Origin of the sequence: Streptomyces sp. NPDC090442, from assembly GCF_044769405.1 — a bacterium.
Classification (GTDB): domain Bacteria; phylum Actinomycetota; class Actinomycetes; order Streptomycetales; family Streptomycetaceae; genus Streptomyces.
This window is the reverse complement of record NZ_JBIVXW010000060.1, coordinates 39,700-58,752: the sequence shown is the minus strand read 5'-3', so window position 1 is coordinate 58,752 and position 19,053 is coordinate 39,700. Positions and strand designations below refer to the sequence as shown.

General features: G+C 71.9%; 14 protein-coding genes and 1 pseudogene. 3 read left to right on the top strand and 12 right to left on the bottom strand.

The genetic code is table 11. From position 1 onward, the window contains the following. From kdpB to ACIQU6_RS32760, 5 genes are all read right to left on the bottom strand, one after another. Positions 1 to 1,700 (bottom strand): potassium-transporting ATPase subunit KdpB (gene kdpB / locus ACIQU6_RS32780; protein ID WP_403485362.1); only part of this gene is annotated, 1,700 nt, incomplete at its 3' end. Continuing rightward, the gene (gene kdpA, locus ACIQU6_RS32775) at positions 1,700 to 3,364 is read right to left on the bottom strand and encodes a potassium-transporting ATPase subunit KdpA (RefSeq protein WP_403485361.1); all 1,665 of its coding nucleotides are present in this window, start codon (positions 3,362 to 3,364) and stop codon (positions 1,700 to 1,702) included. The genes kdpA and kdpB, both read right to left, overlap by 1 nt. A gap of 11 nt (positions 3,365 to 3,375) precedes the next feature. After that, positions 3,376 to 3,465 carry a potassium-transporting ATPase subunit F gene (locus tag ACIQU6_RS32770; RefSeq protein ID WP_274918452.1) on the bottom strand — a complete coding sequence of 30 codons (90 nt, stop codon included), beginning with the start codon at positions 3,463 to 3,465 and terminating at the stop codon, positions 3,376 to 3,378. A 170-nt stretch (positions 3,466 to 3,635) separates the two neighbouring features. Next, positions 3,636 to 6,155 (bottom strand): DUF4118 domain-containing protein, encoded by a 2,520-nt coding sequence (locus tag ACIQU6_RS32765; RefSeq protein ID WP_403485360.1) that lies wholly within the window; start codon positions 6,153 to 6,155, stop codon positions 3,636 to 3,638. 263 nt (positions 6,156 to 6,418) lie between these two features. Then, positions 6,419 to 6,904 (bottom strand): DUF2000 family protein, encoded by a 486-nt coding sequence (locus ACIQU6_RS32760; protein ID WP_403485359.1) that lies wholly within the window; start codon positions 6,902 to 6,904, stop codon positions 6,419 to 6,421. Between ACIQU6_RS32760 and ACIQU6_RS32755 the strand changes: the two genes are divergently transcribed. After that, complete coding sequence (locus ACIQU6_RS32755) at positions 6,903 to 7,706, top strand: AraC family transcriptional regulator (RefSeq protein WP_403485358.1); 804 nt, start codon at positions 6,903 to 6,905, stop codon at positions 7,704 to 7,706. The two genes, ACIQU6_RS32760 and ACIQU6_RS32755, sit on opposite strands and share 2 nt — an antisense overlap. Positions 7,707 to 7,907: 201 nt before the next feature. On the opposite strand, the gene ACIQU6_RS32750 is transcribed toward ACIQU6_RS32755, so the two are convergent. Next, on the bottom strand, positions 7,908 to 8,480 hold the full coding sequence (locus ACIQU6_RS32750) for a hypothetical protein (protein ID WP_403485357.1): 573 nt from the start codon (positions 8,478 to 8,480) through the stop codon (positions 7,908 to 7,910). Between ACIQU6_RS32750 and ACIQU6_RS32745 the strand changes: the two genes are divergently transcribed. Next, a complete protein-coding gene (locus ACIQU6_RS32745) occupies positions 8,481 to 8,615 on the top strand; it encodes a hypothetical protein (RefSeq protein ID WP_403485356.1) in 135 nt (44 codons plus the stop codon). Positions 8,616 to 8,876: 261 nt separating this feature from the next. Then, positions 8,877 to 10,127 (top strand): annotated as a pseudogene (locus ACIQU6_RS32740) (helix-turn-helix domain-containing protein); the annotation flags it as partial. A gap of 103 nt (positions 10,128 to 10,230) precedes the next feature. On the opposite strand, the gene ACIQU6_RS32735 reads toward ACIQU6_RS32740, so the two are convergent. The 6 genes from ACIQU6_RS32735 to ACIQU6_RS32710 are packed head-to-tail and all read right to left on the bottom strand — an operon-like array spanning position 10,231 to position 18,882. After that, positions 10,231 to 13,398, bottom strand: coding sequence for an amidohydrolase family protein (locus ACIQU6_RS32735; protein ID WP_403485355.1), 3,168 nt, complete (start codon positions 13,396 to 13,398; stop codon positions 10,231 to 10,233). 12 nt (positions 13,399 to 13,410) lie between these two features. After that, entirely contained in the window at positions 13,411 to 14,283 is an 873-nt protein-coding gene (locus ACIQU6_RS32730) for a N5-glutamine methyltransferase family protein (RefSeq protein WP_403485354.1), read from the bottom strand. Further along, entirely contained in the window at positions 14,280 to 15,527 is a 1,248-nt protein-coding gene (locus tag ACIQU6_RS32725; protein WP_403485353.1) for an aminotransferase class I/II-fold pyridoxal phosphate-dependent enzyme, read from the bottom strand. The genes ACIQU6_RS32730 and ACIQU6_RS32725 overlap by 4 nt, the downstream gene beginning before the upstream one ends. Continuing rightward, complete coding sequence (locus ACIQU6_RS32720; RefSeq protein WP_403485352.1) at positions 15,524 to 16,420, bottom strand: prephenate dehydrogenase/arogenate dehydrogenase family protein; 897 nt, start codon at positions 16,418 to 16,420, stop codon at positions 15,524 to 15,526. Before ACIQU6_RS32720 ends, ACIQU6_RS32725 begins: the two co-directional genes overlap by 4 nt. Next, positions 16,417 to 18,528, bottom strand: coding sequence for an aminodeoxychorismate synthase component I (gene pabB / locus ACIQU6_RS32715; RefSeq protein WP_403485351.1), 2,112 nt, complete (start codon positions 18,526 to 18,528; stop codon positions 16,417 to 16,419). Before pabB ends, ACIQU6_RS32720 begins: the two co-directional genes overlap by 4 nt. A gap of 39 nt (positions 18,529 to 18,567) precedes the next feature. Continuing rightward, on the bottom strand, positions 18,568 to 18,882 hold the full coding sequence (locus ACIQU6_RS32710) for a chorismate mutase family protein (RefSeq protein WP_403485350.1): 315 nt from the start codon (positions 18,880 to 18,882) through the stop codon (positions 18,568 to 18,570). Between the last annotated feature and the right edge of the window lie 171 nt (positions 18,883 to 19,053).

Below are 19,053 nucleotides of genomic sequence, written 5' to 3'. Positions count from 1 at the left end.
GAGGTACCGGTGTTCATCGCCACACCGACGTCCGCCTGCGCCAGCGCCGGGGCGTCGTTCGTCCCGTCACCGGTCATCGCGACCAGCTTCCCGCCCTCCTGCTCGCGCCGGATCAGCGCCATCTTGTCCTCGGGCGCCGCCTCGGCCAGGAAGTCGTCCACGCCCGCCTCCTGGGCGATGGCCCGGGCGGTGAGCGGATTGTCGCCGGTGATCATCACGGTCCTGATGCCCATCCGGCGCAACTGGTCGAACCGGTCGCGCATGCCCTCCTTGATGACGTCCTTGAGGTGGATGACGCCCAACACCCGGGCGTCCGGGGCCGCGCCGTGCCGGATCACCTGCCCGACGACCAGCGGGGTCCCGCCGGTGGCCGAGATGCCGTCGACGACCTGACCGACGTCCTCGGTCGGATGCCCGCCGTTGTCGCGCACCCAGCGCATCACCGCGGTCGCCGCCCCCTTGCGCAACGAGCGGCCCTCCCGCGGGTCGTTGAGGTCGACGCCGCTCATCCGGCTCTGCGCGGTGAACGGCACGAAGTCCGCCCCCTCCAACTCGCCCTCCTCCCGCCCGCGCAGCCCGTACTGCTCCTTGGCGAGGACCACGATCGAACGGCCCTCGGGCGTCTCGTCGGCGATCGAGGAGAGCTGTGCGGCGTCGGCGAGTTCCGCGACGCTCACCCCGGACACCGGCAGGAACGCGGCGGCCTGCCGGTTGCCCAGGGTGATGGTGCCGGTCTTGTCCAGCAGCAAGGTGTTGACGTCGCCCGCCGCCTCGACCGCGCGCCCCGACATCGCCAGCACGTTGCGCTGCACCAGCCGGTCCATGCCCGCGATGCCGATCGCCGGCAGCAGCGCGCCGATCGTGGTCGGGATCAACGCCACGACCAGGGCGACCAGGATGACCAGGGACTGCTCGGCGCCGGCGAAGACGGCGAACGGCTGGAGGGTCACCACGGCCACCAGGAAGATGATGGTCAGCGACGCCAACAGCACGTTCAGCGCGATCTCGTTGGGGGTCTTCTGCCGGGCCGCCCCCTCGACCAGCGCGATCATCCGGTCGATGAACGTCTCGCCGGGCTTGGCGGTGATCCGCACCACGATCCGGTCCGACAGCACCTTCGTGCCGCCGGTCACCGCCGACCGGTCGCCGCCGGACTCCCGGATCACCGGAGCCGACTCACCGGTGATGGCCGACTCGTCGACGCTCGCGATGCCCTCGACCACATCGCCGTCGCCCGGGATGAGCTGACCCGCCTCGACCACCACATGATCGCCCAAGCGCAGCTCGGTGCCCGGCACCTCCTCCTCGACGGGCTCCGCCGCACCGGCCCGCCAGTCGACCAGCCGCCGCGCCGTCGTGGTGGTCTTGGTGCGCCGCAGCGCCGCCGCCTGCGCCTTGCCTCGGCCCTCCGCCACCGCCTCGGCGAGGTTGGCGAACAGCGCGGTCAGCCACAGCCAGACCGTGATCACCCACGCGAAGACGCTGGGCGTGCGCAGCGCCGACAGCGTGGTCAGGACCGCCCCGACCTCCACCACGAACATCACCGGGTTGTGGACCATCACCCGCGGATCCAGCTTGCGCAGCGCGTCCGGCAGCGACCGGACCAACTGCCGGGGATCCAGCAGCCCGCCGGAGACCCGATGCGGGTGACGACCGGCACCGTCCGAGGGGACGGTGGGGGGAACGGGGGCCGAGGACATCAGTGCAGACCCTCCGCGAGCGGACCCAGCGCCAGCGCCGGGAAGTACGTCAGACCGACGACGATCAGGATCACGCCCGTCAACAGGCCGATGAACTGCGGCCGGTAGGTGGGCAGGGTGCCCGCGGTGACCGGCACCGGCTGCTGCCGGGCGAGCGAACCGGCCAGCGCCAGGACGAACACCATCGGCAGGAACCGCCCCAGCAACATCACCACGCCCAGCGCCGTGTTGTACCAAACGGTGTTCGCGCTCAACCCGCCGAACGCCGACCCGTTGTTGTTCGCCGACGACGTCAGCGCGTACAGCACCTCGGTGAAGCCGTGCGCCCCGGGATTGAGCATGGCGGCCCGCTCACCGGGGAGCGCCATCGCCAGCCCCGCGCCGACGAGCACCAACGCCGGTGTGGTCAGGATGTAGAGCGAGGCGAACCGCATCTCCTGCCCGCGCAGCTTCTTGCCCAGGTACTCCGGCGTACGGCCGACCATCAGCCCGGCGACGAAGACCGCGACCACCGCCAGGATCAGGATCCCGTAGAGCCCGGACCCGGTGCCGCCGGGCGCGATCTCGCCCAGCATCATGTTGAAGACCGTCATCCCGCCGCCGCCCGGAGTGTACGAGTCGTGGGCGGAGTTGACCGCTCCGCAGGAGGTGAGGGTGGTGGAGGCGGCGAACAGCGTCGAGGCCCAGATGCCGAACCGGGTCTCCTTGCCCTCCAGCATCGCCCCGGCCGCGTGCCCGGACGGACTGCTGACCCGGTACAGCTCGTTTGCCGTGATCAGCGCGACCGACGCGGCCCACAGCAGCACCATCACGGCGACGATCGCATACCCCTGGCGCTGGTCGCCGACCATCGTGCCGAACGCCCGTGGCATCGCGAACGGGATCACCAGCATCAGATAGATCTCGATCAGATTGGTCAGCCCGTTGGGATTCTCGAAGGGATGCGCGGAGTTGGCGTTGAAGAAGCCACCACCGTTGGTCCCCAGCTCCTTGATCGTCTCCTGCGAGGCGACCGGCCCGCCCGGCAGGCTCTGATGACCGCCCGCGAGCGCGCCGAGGTCCTGCGGACCGTGCAGGTTCTGGATCACCCCGGAAGCCACCAGGACGATCGCGAAGACGAACGCGATCGGGAGCAACACCCGCAACACCAGCCGGGTCAGATCCACCCAGAAGTTCCCCACCCGGTCCGTCTTCCTCCGGGTGAAGCCGCGGATCAGCGCGGCCACCACCGCGATGCCCACGGCCGCGGAGGCGAAGTTCTGCACCGCCAGCCCCGCCATCTGCACCAGATGACCCATCGTCGACTCGCCGGAGTACGCCTGCCAGTTGGTGTTGGTGACGAACGACGCCGCGGTGTTGAACGCCAGGTCCGCCGGCACCGCCTTCCGCCCCAAGGAGAGCGGCAGACGGTCCTGCAGGCGCAGGAACGCGTACAGGAACAGCGTCGAGACCAGGGAGAACGCCAGCACGCTGCGCAGATAGACCGGCCACCGCTGGTCGGCGTCCGGGTGCACCCCACCCAGCCGGTAGACCAGCCGCTCCACCCGCGCGTGCCGCTCGGTGGTCAGGGTGTGCGCGAGATAGCCGCCCAGCGGGCGGTACGAGAGCGCCAGCGCCGCCACCAGTGCGGCCACTTGGAGCCAACCGGCCGCGGTGTCGCCCATGCGGGCCCTCCCTAGAACTTCTCCGGAAAGATCAGGCACAGGATCAGGTAGACCACCAGCACGCCGGCGACGACCAGCCCGACGGTGTTCTCCAGGCTCACAGGCGTCCGACCCCCTTGGCGGCCAGGCCGATGAGGGCGAACACCACCAGCGTCAGGGCGACGTAGACGACGTCCGACATGCGTGCGGCACCCCGCAGGTCCTCAAGGGGCGGAACCCGTCCGCCCGGAATCCGGGTGTATGCGAGCTTCTCAACTTTTCTGACGCTATATCAGGTCGAGGATGTGGGCCGCCTGCCGCGCCGAGGCCCACCGGGCGCCGAGCTGGGCAGCGTCAACGTCACCGCGAACGTGCCTCCCTTCCTGGACGTCCGCAGCGAACCGTCCATCGCCTCGGCCAGATCCCGCGACAGCCGCAGCGCCAGACTGTCGGCACGGGAACCAGGCGCCCGCACCGGCGTCGTCGCCGCCTCGCCAACGGGCCCGTCCGCCACCCGGATCGCCACCCGACCGTTCCGCTTCTCCGCCGTCACCACCGGCGGCCGGTCCGGTGGACTGTGGCGCAACGCCTCCGCTCCCAACGCCGTCAGCGCGCGGGTCAGCAGCGCGGCGTCGGCGATCACGTCCGGCAGGTACTCAGGAAGCCGCAGCACGATCGAATGACCACCGGGACCCAGGTCGTCCAGCGCCGCGCCCAGCGCCTCATTGAGATCCACCGGTCGCAGATAGAGGTCCAGCGCCCCGGCGTGCAGCCGGCTCAAGTCCTCCAGATCGGCGACGAGTTGCGCCGCCCGGTGCACGGCCGTGCGCGCGCTGTCCAACAGCCGGCGCTCCGCCGGATCCCGCTCGGGCGCGGGACGCCGCCGCAGCCGCACCAACGCGTCCTCCGCGGTGCGCAACGGGGCCCGCAGATCGCGGCCGGCGGCCAGCAGCAGCGCGGCCCGGGTGCGTTCGGCGTCCGCGAACGGATCCCCAGGCCCACCGGGCCCCGCGATCCGACCCCGGGCGTGCGCCAACCCCAACTCGGCCGCGCACGCGTCGAGCAGCCGCCGATCCTCCACACTGAGCCCCGGTCCCCGCGCCGCCAACGTCAGACAGTCATCGACCGGACTCTCCACGTCCGCGTCGTACGGCCGCTCCGGCGGATGGTCGCCGGCGCTCGCCACCACGTACCAGTGCGGAACCGGCGACGCCTGCGGATCGCGTTCGAGCAGACTCACCGAACGCAGCCCGAAGTTCTCCCGGATCATCTCCACCAGCGCCGGCAGGTCCTGACCGCGCAGCACCCCCGCCGCCAGCCGGCTCAACGTCCGCGCCTCCGACGTGGCCCGCGCCGCCCGCAGGGTGTCCCGCGCCGCCGTCCCCGCCGCAGTGCCGACCAACACGGCCGTGGCGACGAAGACGACCAACGCGATGATCGCCTCGGGACGCTCGACCACCAGGGAGTGCAGCGGCATGGCGAAGTAGTAGTCCGCCAACACCGCCGCGGCCACCGCCGCCACCAGCGCCGGATAGGCCCCACCGACCAGCGCCACCACCACGACCACCAGCAGATAGATCGCCAACACCCCGGCCAGACCCACCGGACCGCGCTCCATGACCAGCAGCGCCGTCAACACCGGCAGCAGCACCGCCGCCCCGCCCAACGCGGCGACGAACCGCCGCACCCCCAACCCCCGCCCCGGCCGCGGCAACCGCAACGCGGTGGGCCCGGCCGCCTCCTCGTGCGTCACGATGTGCACGTCGATCGGCCCGGACCCCTTGATCGTCCGCTCGCCCACCCCCGCCCTCAACAGCGAACGCACCCGGCCGTGCCGACTCGCACCCAACACGATCTGCGTGACGTTCTCCGCCTCCGCGAACCGCAACAGCGCCGCCACCACGTCCTCACCGGTGATCTGATGGAAGCTCCCACCGAGCGACTCCAACAACGCGCGCTGCTCGTCCAACGCCGCCGGCGCGACCCGGGCCAACCCGTCCTCGGGCACCACATGCAGCGCCAACAGCTCCGTCCCCGGCGTACGGGCGCTGATCCGCGCGGCCCGCCGGATCAGCGTCTCGCCCTCCGGACCGCCACTCAGCCCGACCAGAATGCGTTCCCGCGTCTCCCACGGCGCGACGATCCCGTGCTCGGCCCGATAACGCTGCAACCCCTCCTCGACCCGGTCGGCCAACCACAGCAGCGCGATCTCCCGCAGCGCCGTGAGATTGCCGACCCGGAAGTAGTGGGTGAGGGCGGACTCGATGCGGTCCGGCGGATAGATGTCGCCATGCACCATCCGCCGCCGCAACGCCTCCGGCGGCAGATCCACCAGCTCGATCTGGTCCGCCCCGCGCGCCACCTCGTCGGGCAGGGTCTCCTGTTGCCGCACCCCGGTGATCTGCCGGACCACGTCGTTCAACGACTCCAGATGCTGCACGTTGAGCGTGGTGACGACGTCGACACCGGCGTCCAACAGCTCCGTCACGTCCTGCCACCGCTTGGCGTTGCGCGCCCCGGGGACGTTGGAATGGGCCAGCTCGTCGACCAGCGCCACCTGCGGGTTACGGGCCAGCACCGCGTCCAGATCCATCTCGGTGAAGCGCGCCCCGCGGTGCCACAGCGTGCGCCGCGGCACCGCCTCCAGGCCCTTGGCCATGGCCGCCGTCGGCCGCCGTCCGTGCGGCTCGACGAAGCCCACCACCACGTCCGTGCCCAGCGCCCGCAGCCGTTGCCCGTCCGCGAGCATTGCGTACGTCTTACCGACCCCGGGAGCGGCCCCGAGAAAGATCCGCAACCGTCCACGTGCCACCGGTGGGCTCCTACCAGTCCGGCCCCCCAGACCGTCTTCTTCTCCCGCGGCCCGTCGCCTTCCGCCGTGGTGTTCTCGCGGTCGTTCGCCGACGGGCGTTCGCCCTTCCATGGTGCGCCCGGGGAGCGCGGATCAGCGGGATTGCGGGAGTGGCGGGTGGGGGAGGGAGGGGCGGCGGGCCGCGCTCCGGATCTAACTGGGCCGTCCCGGGCAGCGGTTCGGCCGGCCGCATCACCTCCGGGCGGCCCCGAACCGGAACCCGGTCACGGATGCATCCGTGCCCCCTTGATCACCTTGTCCACCGCGTTGCGCGGGCCGTACACGGCCAGGCCCACCAGGTCCAGCTGGTTCCTCGGGACGGCCCGTACCGCAGCGCGGTTGTCCCGGTCGTTGCCGGTGGCGAACAGGTCGGAGGTGAACACCGACCGGGGAAGGGCCCGGGTCAGCGCCCGGCCGTGCGCCGCGACCAGCGTCTCCTTGGTGCCCTCGAAGACGAGGACCGGCTGGCGGAACATCGGCAGATACGCGGTGTCGTCGGCGTCCGCGTACGGTTCGCCGATCACCTCGGGAAGCTCCGTGCCCAGCCCGCTGACCAGGAAGGCGGTCACGTTCAGGCGCTGCCAGGGCTCCAGGTCCTCCCGCAGAAGCACGGCGATCTTGGTCTCGAAACGCACGGGGGCGTCGTCGGCTGCTGTCATGCCCCCAGGCTGCCGACCCGCCCGCCGCGCCGTCTTGTACGTTCTTTGCATGGCAGCACGGCAGGAAGTATCCGCATGGCGCCCGCAGGTCCCGGGCGTCGTGGAGGTCTTCCACGCCCACTTCACGGAGCACGCCTACCCGATGCACGTCCACGACGTATGGACGCTGCTGATCGTGGACGACGGCGCCGTCCAGTACGACCTCGGACGCCAGGCGCGCGGCACCCCGAACGACACGGTGTCCCTCCTCCCGCCCCAGGTACCACACAACGGCTCGCCCAGCACCGCACACGGATTCCGCAAGCGCGTGCTCTACCTCGACCTCTCCCAGTTGGACGAGAGCTACATCGGCCCGGCGGTGGACGGCCCCGACCTCGCCGACCCGCTGCTGCGCCGACGCGTCGGACAACTGCACGCGGCACTGGCCCACCCCGGCGACGAGTTGGCGGCCGAGAGCCGACTCGCCCTGATCGGCGAACAGTTGCGCAACCACCTACGCCCCCGGCTCGTCGCCCGCCCCCGCCGGGCCGCCCCCGGCGTGGCGGCCACCCTGCGCGAACTCCTCGACGACCGCGTGCACCAAGGCGTGACCCTCGACGAGGCCGCGCAACTGCTGCACGCCCACCCCACCCACCTCGTACGGGCGTTCAGCGCGGCCTTCGGCATCGCCCCGCACCAGTACCTGATGGCCCGTAGGGTCGAGCGGGCGCGCCGGCTACTGCTCGACGGCCGACCGCCGACCGCCGTGGCGGCCGACGCCGGCTTCTACGACCAGTCACACCTGACGCGCCACTTCAAGCGCATGGTCGGCGTCACGCCGGGTCGTTACGCGCGGACCGGTCGTAGGGCCTAGGGCGCTTCTGACGGATCTCCGCGGAGGAAGGAGCGGCGTCTGGTGCGTGCGATCGCAAGGCGCCGGGATGTCTTCATAGCGGAGCTATGGGGACATTTCGGCAACGCCGCAGGGGGTCCCCCCGCGCCCTTAAGGCGTGGGGGAGTGCGTGCCAGACGCCGCGACGCCGCGGAGATCCGTCAGAAGCGCCCTAGCCGACCGTCAGGTTCGCGAACTTGATCGTGACGCTCTGGGCGTAGCCGCTCGGGGGGGGACCTTGATGGCCCTGGGCTCTTGCGGGGCGTACTGCTTCGTCGGGTTGCCCGTGGCGTCCAACTGACTGAGGGACGCTCTCGCGGGCTGGGTTCTGCCTTCGATCAGGTCGGTGAGCTGCCGGGACCGTTCGGCGCCGCGGATCACGGTCACCGTGCCCGACTTCTGCCCGCCGGGGACGCGCTTGCCGGAGGGGAACTGCTCCGTGGGCTGGTCCACATTCGGTGCGGAGACCTCGCCGAGGGCCTCGGTGCCGCCGTTGACGCTCAACTGGAACGTGTGGGCGCCGAGGGCGTCGCCCTCCTGGAGGTTCAACTTCCCACCCCCGGCCGCGGAGGACAGATTCGCGTGGCCCTGCGCGCCGTTGTCGGACGCGTGGGCACCCGACTCGGCCTTCTGGGACGCACTGGCGCTCGACGCGTCGGCGCCCGAGGACCCGGAGCCGCACGCGGTCAGCAGGCCCAGGGACAGTTGAGTGGCGGCGGGTACCGGGTCTTGAACGAATCGAACGACCGTGATCACGTGGTGCGGATACGCGCATCCGTCCGGGCCGCCGGCCGGCTGTCCGCGGAGGTCCGGGTGCGCGCGCTTGGTTGCGCCGGCGCGGACCGCACCCGGGTGTTCGGCCTGGACGGGGCCGGCTTCCGGTCGCCGTAAGCCGCAGTTCGCGGTGGGCGGGCCGTGGTGTGGAACAGGGTTGACGCCGCAGCAGACCAGATGGTGTCATCCAATCTTGAAGGGGGAATCGGCCGGCGGGCCGGATAACCGCCAGGGGGATTCGGGGGATTGTGCCGCATCGCGCCTTGGCCGTTCCGGGCGCCCGCCGCGGCAGGCCGCGCAGGGGGGAGCGAGAGGGCCGCCTCAACCACGTGGCACGCACCGCCTTCGGAGTAGCGCATATCCGTTGGCCGCACCGGAATGGTGTGGCTTCCGAGGCAAGTGCGTGGAGGACACGAAGTGGCCAGTTCCCCTGGGACGACCCGGGACATCGCACAGTTCCCGCCGCCGCACGGGACGAGAGGGTCCATAGCGGAACAGACCGTTCTCGATCGGTACGATGCGCAGGCCGGCGAGGCGGATGTCGTGCTCGACGTACCACCGGGGAGCGACCGCACACTGACCGCACTGCGCATCGCGGCGCATGCGCTCACCAACGGGCGCAGTGTGGTGTACCTGACCGACGACGCGGATCAAGTCCTCGCGCGGAGCGGGGAGTTACCCGGCCTGAGGGCGGCGGTCTTCCGCAACAACCGCCGGAACTCCCTCAGCGAGCTGGTGGCGTACTACAACGCGCAGCTGCTCGGAATCGCCGATTTTCCCACGTACTTCAGCGCCGGCACCGCGCTGGAACCCGCCGATGTCGTGGTGTTCGACAGCCGGCACTCGGCCTCGGACCTCATCGGCAGCCTGTTCACCCTCCGCCTGGACCGCAGAGTGCACCAACGGGTCTACGACGGCCTGTGCGCACTCGTCCTGGCGTGGGATCCCGACCAGTCCGACGTCGCGCACATGTGGCAGGCCGGGCCGGACGTGGCCGTCCTGCCCGTACGGCTGCCGGGCCCGGTGTGGCGTGAGATCTCCAGCCGCGCCGCGCTGCTGCTGACCGCCGAACTGCACAGCGAGGACGCGCGCTTCGTCTGGCCCCGCGTGCAGCCCTGGCTGCACGACTGCCAGGTGACCGTCGGGCCTACGGGGATCGAGATCTGCCCACCGTCCCAGCTGATCCGCACCCTGCCCGGCTACCGGCACGCCGGCCAGCGCGTCCACCTGGCCACCCGGCCCGCGGTGCCGACCGCTCCGCACGACGGTCACGTGGAGCTGCCGGATCCGGAGCTGCCGGAACGCCTGCCCGACCCGGACCGGCTCGAACTCTCCGCGAGCATCCGCGGCGCCATCGCCTTCCTGCGGGAGAACTACGCGGACAGCGATGTCACCCTCGGCCGGGTCGCGCGCACCGTGTACATGAGTCAGTGGCACTTCTCCCGCAGCTTCAAGGAGCAGACCGGCTGGCGGTTCATCGACTTCGTCACCGCGCTGCGGCTGCGGGAGGCGCAGCGCCGGTTGCGGGAGACCGGTACATCGATCACCGATATCGCACGGCAGGTCGGCTACCGCGAACTGAGCCACTTCCAGCGGATGTTCAAGAAGCAGTTCGGGATGTCGGCCTCGGCGTACCGCACCATGCACCAGGCGCGCTCGGCGCACACCCGCGCCCCGTCGCACGGCGGCGGAAGCCGCAACCGCCCTCCGCCGCCGTACGACAGGGCCGGGGTCACGGCCGGCAGCAGCCCTTGCGGCTCCACTCCGGCTGGTGCCAGTAGTGGCGCGGATCATGGGCGGCCGACGGCGCGGCCGGCCGTACCGAGACGGCATCGGACCGCCCGGCGGCCCGCAGGGCGCTCTGCCGGAAGGGGGCGAGGATCTCCGGCACGGTATGCGTCACTCCGCCGACCATGACCGTGCGGACCGCGGCGGCGGCACCGATGTCGGTCAGCGGGTCGCCCTCGACGGCGACCAGGTCGGCGATCCGGCCCGGCGCCACCGCCCCCAGCAGGTCCCCGTAGCCCAGCGCGCGGGCCGCGTTGCCGGTCGCGGTCAGCAGTGCCTGGCGCGGGGTGAACCCGTACTTCACCAGCGCCCGCAGGTTCTGGTGGATGCTGATGCCGATGTCGTCGAGCGGCGCGTCCGTGCCGCAGACCACCAGCCCGCCGGCCCGCTGCACCCGCAGCAGCGCATCCACCATGCCCTTGGTGAGCCTGCGGTTGAGGTCGGTCTCCGGCCCGGGGTGCCCCGCGCCGTCGGCCTTCTCCACCAGGCGCCGGTACTCCCAGTCGGGATACAGCACCTTCGTCCGCTCGTCGTCGATCAGGGACCGGTCGCCGACGAAGAGTTCGGCGGCGAAGATCGTTGTGGAGGAGACCCACATACCGCTCGCCACGAGCAGGTCGACCGCGTCCTGCGACATGTGGACACCCACGAAACTCAGGGTGCGCGAGTAGCCGAGGCGGTGCCCGCCACCGGGGTGCTCCATCCCGTCCAGCCCGGTGTGGGCAGCCGGATACAGGTAGTGGGAGGTGACCGGGACGCCCAGGGAGTGCGCCCGGCGCACCACGCGCTGCTCGTGCGAAGGCGACAGCCGCATATAGGACTTGAGCAGGTCGTAGTCCAGCCCGGCCGCACGGTCCAGCTCCCGCTCCAACTGCTCCGCGGACATCGTGGTGCGCATGCAGTTGTACGAGGCCCGGGTGCCGTCGAGCGCTTCTCCGGAACCCAGGTACCGGGGGCCGATCCGGGTGCCCGCCTCCATCGCCTCCCGGTTCTCCGCCATCTGGTAAGCGGGGTCACCGGGGGAACGGCTGGTGGTGACGCCGTAGGCCAGCCAGAGCCGCCCCTGTCTGTCACCCCACTGTTTGCCCCGCATGTTCCAGTGGTTGTGGGTGTCGATCAGACCGGGCATGACGGTGAGATGCGAGACGTCCACCAGGCGCGCGCCCCGGGCCGCGCCGGTCGAGCGCGGGGTGACGGCAGCGATGCGCCCGTCCCGTACGACGATGTCCATGGCGGCGCGCAGCTTCTCGGAGCTGCCGTCCCACAGCGCGCCCGCCCGCACCACGACGGGCTCGCTGACCCGGGCCGGGCGGTACGTGAGGTCGACGGGTACGGTGCGCGCGGCGCCGCCGCCGATGCCGACCGTGCGCAGCACCCCGTTCGACAAGTAGAGGAGGAGCCGGCCGTCGCCGCCGAGCGACAGCGAATCCGTCACCTCCGAGGTGAGCGGAACCGGGGGACCGGTGAGGGTGCCGTCGGGGTCCACCGGGGCCCGCCAGGCGAGGCTCTCCGCCCCGAAGACGAGGTGCTTACCGTCCGGCGTCCACAGCGGGCCGTCGTCGCCGCGGGTGGACAGCGAGCGGTCCGGGGCGATCGCCTGGTACCGCAAGGTGCCGGTGGCCAGGTCCACGGTGAGCACCTGGTTGTGACCGGTCTCCGTGCGCCGGGAGTAGGGGCGCAGCGCGGACAGGGCGAGCTTGGTCCCGTCCGGTGACCAGGCCGGCCGTCCGGGCTGGTACAGCGACGGCAGCACCTTGCGTGCGGCGCCCTTCGCCACGTCCAGCACCCAGAGGGCACCCGACTCGTCCTGGTAGGCGATGCGTGTCCCGTCCGGCGACACCCGCGGTGTCAACTGCCCGTCGGGCAGGTCCGTCAGCCGCTGGGTGTGCCCGGACGCCAGGTCCAGCCGCCACAGGTTCGCGCTGCCCGCGCGGTCGCTCACATAGACCAGTGAGCGGCCGTCCGGCATGAAGTCCGGATCGGTGCTGAAGTAGCCGTCGTCGAGCACCTTGCGCGGGCGCCCTCCGGTGGGCAGCACCCACAGGGCGTTGAGCGCGCGGAAGGCGATCTGCCGGCCGTCGCGGGAGAGCACCGGACTCGCGATGCCCTTGGCCCGGCGCGGCGCGTCCGAGGTCAGGTCGCGGGGCGTGCGGCGGTATGCGCGGGCGGCGATCGGCAGTTCGGCGGTGAAGGGGACCTCGTGGGAGGGCCCGCCCGGCGTACCCCGGTGAAGTCGGCCGCCCGCGCTGTAGAAGAACGTCGTCGCGGAGGTGAACGACACCGGCAGCGGTGGCAGGTCCTCGCCGCTGACCACGGTGCGCTCGCCCACCTTCAACACGGCCTCGCCGCCGTCCACTTGGACATAGCTGACCGTTTCGCCGCCGGGGGTGTAGACGGGCGAGTACAGCTGCGCCTCGCCCGATGCGGCGGCGAGCCGGCTGCGCTTCATCGTGCGCAGGTCCACGGCTTCGATCACGGTGCCGTCGACCACGTAGGCGAGCCGGGTGCCGTCGGGTGACCAGGCCGGGGCCGCATGCACGGTGTCGTCCTCGGTGACCGCGTGCAGCGCACCGCCGTCCAGGTCCAGCACCCAGATCCGGCTGCGGTTGCCCCGGTCGGAGGCGAAGGCGATGCGCCGCCCGTCCGGGGACCACCGCGGCTCCAGGTCGTAACCGGGGCCGCTGGTGTGCTGCGTGAGGTCGGTGCCGTCGGGCCGCAGCGACCACACCTGGTAGACGCCGTCCCGGAAGGACTGGAACGCGATCCGGGCGCCGTCGGGCGACCAGTGGGGCCGGGTGGCGTCGTGGCTCAGGGGCGTGATGCGGCGGGCCTGCCCGCCGGCGGCGGGCAGCACCCAGATGCCGCCTGCCACGTCCATCGCCAGCGAGCGACCGTCGGGCGCGGCGGTGACGCCGAGATTGGCGCTCTCCCGTACGGTGACGGACCCCTCCGCGGCGGTCCCTTCAACGGCGTCCCGGCCGGCCGGGACGGTCGCCGCCACTGCCTGCGGGGCACCGGGCACCAGCCGCAGCAGTCCCGCGGCGGCGAGGATGCCACCGCCCTCCTGCAAGACACGACGGCGTGACCGGTCCCCCACCGACTCCTGCTCCATGCGCGCTCCTCGTCACTTCCTGCGTGCGGTCGTATAGCGAGGCGTGTCCCAGTGGTCCACGCCGTAGCCGATCCCGGTGAAGACGCCCTGCGCGCGCAGGAGCGCCATCACGGGCTCGGCCTGCTCGTCGTCGTGCTCGATGGCGACACCGCCGCCGGGGCGCAGCAGCCGGGCCGCCGCCGCGACGACCGCCCGGATGACCACCAGCCCGTCCGCCCCCGAGAACAACGCGGGCCACGGCTGGTGCTCCTGCCACTCCGGGGGCAGCACGGTGCCCTCGACCACGAAGGGCGGATTGGCCAGCAGCAGATCGACGGAGCCGTCGAGGTCGCGCAGCAGAGCCGGGTCGGTGACATCGGCGGTGTGCAGGACGATCGGGGTGTCGCCCTGCGTGGCCTGCCGATCGGCGTTGCGGCGGGCCCACCTCAGCGCCGTCGGGTCCAGCTCCACCGCGTGCACCGACGCGGTCGGCCGGGCGTGCGCGACGGCGAGCGCGATCGCCGCCGAGCCGGTGCACAGGTCGACCGCTGTCGGTTCCGCCACCTCCCGCAGCACCTCCAGTCCCCAGGCGAGCAGCGGCTCGGTGTGCTTGCGGGGAATGAAGACGCCCGGCCCCACGGCCACTTCGACGCCGCCGAGGACCGCGCGTCCGGTGAGGTATTCCACCGGCTCGTGGGCCGCCCGGCGGGCGAGGAGTTCCCCGAGCCGCGCGAACGCCTCGTCGGAGACGGGCAGATCGCCGGGCAGCCGCGCGCCGGCCCGGCCCGCCACGGCATGGGCGACGAGTCTCTCGGCGTCCTCGCGCGGCGCCCACATCCCGGCGTCGGCGAGCGTCTTCGCCGCGTCCTCCACGACGGCGGCCAGCGAGCGTCCGTGGGTGCTCATCCGATCGCCGTCCCTTCGAGGATCTTCGCCGCGGTCTCCAGGTGCTCGGGTTCGTGGAGCGAGGAGAGCGCGAAGCGGACGAGGCCGGTGCCCTTGGCGACGGTGGGGAAGAACGCGGGAAGGATCAGCACCCCCGCCTCCTTCAGCTCGGCCGCCGTGCGGAACGCCGCCTCCTCGGTGGCGAACCCGGCCCCGCGGACCGGTGAGCGCAGGCCCGCGTTGATCAGCCGGCCGCCGGTCAGGGCGTCGAAGGCATCCGCGTTGCGCCACAGCCGCTCCTGGAGGGCGGCGACCTCGCCGTCCAAGTGCAGCCGCGCGGACGCCACGTTCGCGGCCAGCAGCGGGAGCATGACCGAGTGGCCGAACACCAGTGGGTTGGCGAACTTCCGCAGCACCCGCACATCCGCCTCGGTGGGCACCAGCGCGAACCCGCCGGAGCCGCCGAACGCCTTGGACATCGACCCCGCGATCACCACATGCGGCGGCAACCGGTCGCCGAACGCGTCGAACGCATACCCCGCGCCGTGCCGGCCCGCGAGGGAGATCCCGTGCGCGTCGTCGATGTACAGATGCCCGCCGTAGGGCGCCACCGCGGCCAGCACGCCGGTGACATCGACCAGGCCGCCCATCGAACCGACGCCGTCGATCAGCACGACGGGAGTGCGTCCGCCCTGCGCACCCTCGCGCAGGGCCGCCTCCAAGGAGCCGGGGGTCCCCAGATCGAACCGCAGCGTCGGCCCGATCTGTCCCAGTACGCCGCGCAGCACCTGCATCGAGGAGTGCGCGGTCTTCTCCAGCAGGAACACCGACCCGGCGGGCGCGACCGGGTAGCTGGGCAGCGCACCCGCGCCCAGCAGCGGCAGCAGCCCCAGGTGCACGGTGCCCACCGAGGTGAAGGCAACCGCCCGGTTGCCCCGGTAAACGGTGGAGAGCAGCTCCTCCAACTCGCCGAGGTAGTGCGGGCGCATCCGGTTGCGCGAGGTCGACAGATGCACTCCGAAGTGACGCAGCGCCTCCTCTGCCGCGGAGATCAGCGCCGGATGCTCCTCCAGCCCGAGGTAGGAGCAGGAGACGAACTCCAGTGCCTCGCTGCCGTCCTCCAGGCGCACCCGCTTGCCCCGGTGGCTGGTGACGACATGCCCGGTCAGCCCCTCCTCGAAGGCCCGGTCCAGGGCGTCGGAGGTCCTGCTGATACGGGAGTCGACCCAGTTGGCCGGACGGGCGGGTGTCTGTGGCTCGGTCATGTCGCCTCGTTTCGGGAGCGTTGGGGGAGGCCGGCGAACAGCTGGGCGCAGATCTCCGCGTGCGGCGCGAGCTCGCCGCCCAGGAAGTCCCGGACGTCGTCGAGTGCCGCACCGAATCCGGCCTCGTCGCCGCGTTCGACGAGATCCGCGAGCCGCCGAAGGCCCGACGCCAGCGCCGTACGGGCGCCGGCGGCATGCGGATGAGCGGCCTGCACGTCCCAGTACACCTCGGGCGAGCCGGATGCGATCCGGGACAGCAGGGCCAGCAGGGTGGTGTGCGGAGGTGGCGCGATCGCCGCCAACTCCCCGGCGTTCACGCCGAGTTCGGCGAGACCGAGTCCGAAGCCGAGTACGGACGCGTGGGTGAGGACCTGGGCCGCGGCGGTGAGCCGGTCGTGCTCGTCCGCGTCGACCCGCACCTCCCTGCCACCCCACCCGGCCAGCAGCCGCAGCAGCTCCGAGGCCGCCTCGCCGTCGTGGACCACGACGGCAGCCACGGGATTTCCGGGCATGCCCAGCGAGGGCGCGAACATCGGGTTGAGGCTCACGGCCTCGATGCCCGGCGTGGCGCTCAGCGCGGCGACCACCTGCCGCTTGACCGAGAGCGTGTCCACGACCAGCGCACCGGGCCGCAGGTGCGCGGCGACGCGGGGGAGCGCGGTGAGCGCCGCCCGCTCGGGCAGCGCCAGCACCACCAGGTCCGCGCGGCGCAGCTCCGCCACGAGCGCGGGACCCGGGGCGCCGGCGTCGTCGGTGACCTCGCCGCCCGCGGGGTCGGCCACCACCACGCGCGCGCCCGACCCCGTCAGGAGCCGCACGAACATGCCGCCCACCGCACCCGCGCCGCCGATCACCACGCACTGCCGCAGCAGCCGGACGTCCGTCGTGTTCACGATCCTCCCCCGGCGCCGGGCCGCAGCGCGGTTGCCGCCACGGCGGTCAGTACGGCCCGAGACTTGACCACGGTCTCCTCGTACTCCTCCTCGGGGTCCGAGAGCGCCACGATCGCGCCACCCACCCCCAGACTGGCCCGTCCGTCCGCAAGGACCAACGTCCGGATGACGATGCTCAGATCGGCGGCCCCGGAGAGGGCGAACCAGCCGAGCGCCCCGGAGTAGACGCCGCGAGCGCCCTGTTCCAGCCGGTCGATGATCTCCATGGTGCGGACCTTCGGCGCCCCGGTCATCGAGCCGCCGGGGAAGGCGGCGCGCACGCAACTGACCGCGGTCTCCCCGGGGCGCAGCGTGCCGCGGACGGTGGAGACGAGCTGGTGCACCGACGCGTAGCTCTCCACGTCGAACAGCACCGGGACGTGCACCGAGCCGATCTCGCACACGACGTTGAGGTCGTTGCGCACCAGGTCGACGATCATCAGGTTCTCGGCGCGGTCCTTCTCACTGGTCGCCAGAGAGCGCCGCAGCCGCCCGTCCTCCTCCGGTGAACGGCCGCGTGGGCGGGTGCCCTTGATGGGCTTGGACTCCACGGTCCCCGCGGCACTCACGCTCAGGAACCGTTCCGGCGAGCTGCTGAGCACCGCGACATCGGCGAAACCCAGGTAGGCGCCGAAGGGTACCGGGCTGACCCGGCGCAACCCCGTGTAGGTGCGCAGCGGGTCGATCTCCTCGCGCACCGTGACCGTGTTGGTCAGACATATCTCGTACGACTCGCCCGCGCGGATTTCGTCCAGGCACTCGGCGATGCGCTTCAGATAGGCCCCGCGGTCGTGCCGCGGCCGCGCGCTCGGCAGCTGCCGCATATCCGTGGAAGCGACCTTGGTCAGCGGTCCGGTGGCGGGGTCCGCCGCGGCCGGTCCGCCGAGCGCGAGCAGCCGCCGCTCCGTGGCGTCCAGCCAGTCCACCGCCGGGGCGGGGTCCCCGGCCGGGCTCAGCGCCAGCAGGTGGCAGCGGCCCTCGGCGTGGTCGATGACCAGGGCGCGGTCGGCGAACAGCAGGGCCGCGTCGGGCGTTTCGGCCCGGTGGGTGGGGGCGCCCGAGGTCTCGGCCTTCAGCTCGTAGCCGAGGTATCCCACATAGCCGAGGTTGAACTCGAACGGCAGCCCCTCGGGCACCGGAAGCGCCCGCCGCGCCAGTTGGCCGCCGAGGTAGCCGAAGAAGTCCTGCGCTCTGTGCTCGACCGTGCCGTCGGAGCGCTGCACGGTGACGGTCGTCGTCGCGACGTCGTAGCTGAGGTATTCCGCCAGCGGTCCGCTGTCGTCGCCCAGCACGGAGAACCGCGCACGCCGGGAGCCGGTTTCGCTGCTGTCGAGCCAGAAGGAGCGGGTGGCGTGGGCGAACAGCTCCCGGTGGGCCGCCGCCGCGTCCGGTTCGTGGGAGAGTTCCCGGACGTGCAGCCGTAGGGGGGAGTCGGCCGGCGGCCTCACGGTGGCCCGTGCCGCGGGCGCGGGCGGGGCCGGTGGCGCCCCGGCGGAGGCGCCGACGGCCAGGTCGCGGAAGTTGCCCAGCAGTTGGCGGCCGTGTTCGCTGCTGATGGACTCGGGGTGGAACTGCACTCCCCACAGCGGCGCCCGCCGATGCCGGAGGCCCATCAGCAATGCGTCCTCGGTCCAGGCGACGCGCTCCAGGGCCTCCGGGAGCGCGGTGACGACGAGCGAGTGGTAGCGCACCGCGGAAAACGGCGAGGGCAGCCCCGCGAAGAGGTCCACGCCGGTGTGGTGCACAAGGGAGCTGCGACCGTGCACCGGCTCCGGGGCGGGCCCGACCTCGCCCCCGAACAACTGCGCCATCCCCTGGTGCCCCAGGCACACCCCGAGCACCGGCAGTCCGCTCTCCGTGATGGCCCGTGCGCTCACCCCGAAGTCGCGGGTGCGCGCCGGGTTGCCGGGCCCCGGTGAGATGACGACGGCGTCGAAGTGTTCGGTCAGCCGGTCCGGCAACCGGGTGTCGTTCCTGACCACCACGGGTGCGCGACCGGTCACCTCGCCGAGCAGTTGGAAGAGGTTGTAGGTGAACGAGTCATAATTGTCGACAAGAAGGGTCCGCATGGCAGGGCAAACCTCCAGATACCGCCGGAACCGCTGTGCCTAATGAGCGGGCGTATTGCCCATGACCAGGTCCTCGACCCGGCAGGTCTCCTCGATGATCACGTCGTAGAGCCGGCGCAGGAACTCCTGGTCGACCCCGTGGCGTTCGCCGTAGCGCGCGGCACGTTCGTGGACGATGCCGATGCGGTGCGGCTGCATCATCGGCACGCCATGCGCGGACTTGTGCCGCGCGATCCGCACACACACCTCGATACGCTCGCGCACCACTTCGAGCAGCCGCTCGTCGAGCGCGTCCAACTCGCCGCGCAGATCCTCAAGTTGCCGTTCCTGCGGGCTGGGCTCCCTCGTCGCCACCGGAGATCTCCTCGTGCTCGGTCGTCAGGGCCACCACAGGTGTACACGCCGGTCCGCCACCGACGGGCCCGCGGCGGACGGCCAGGCAAGAAACGTGGCATCGCGCAACAACCGCCGCACGCCTGCGCAAGAGAGTCGTGGTGCGCCAACCACCCCCCGTCGTACCGTCAT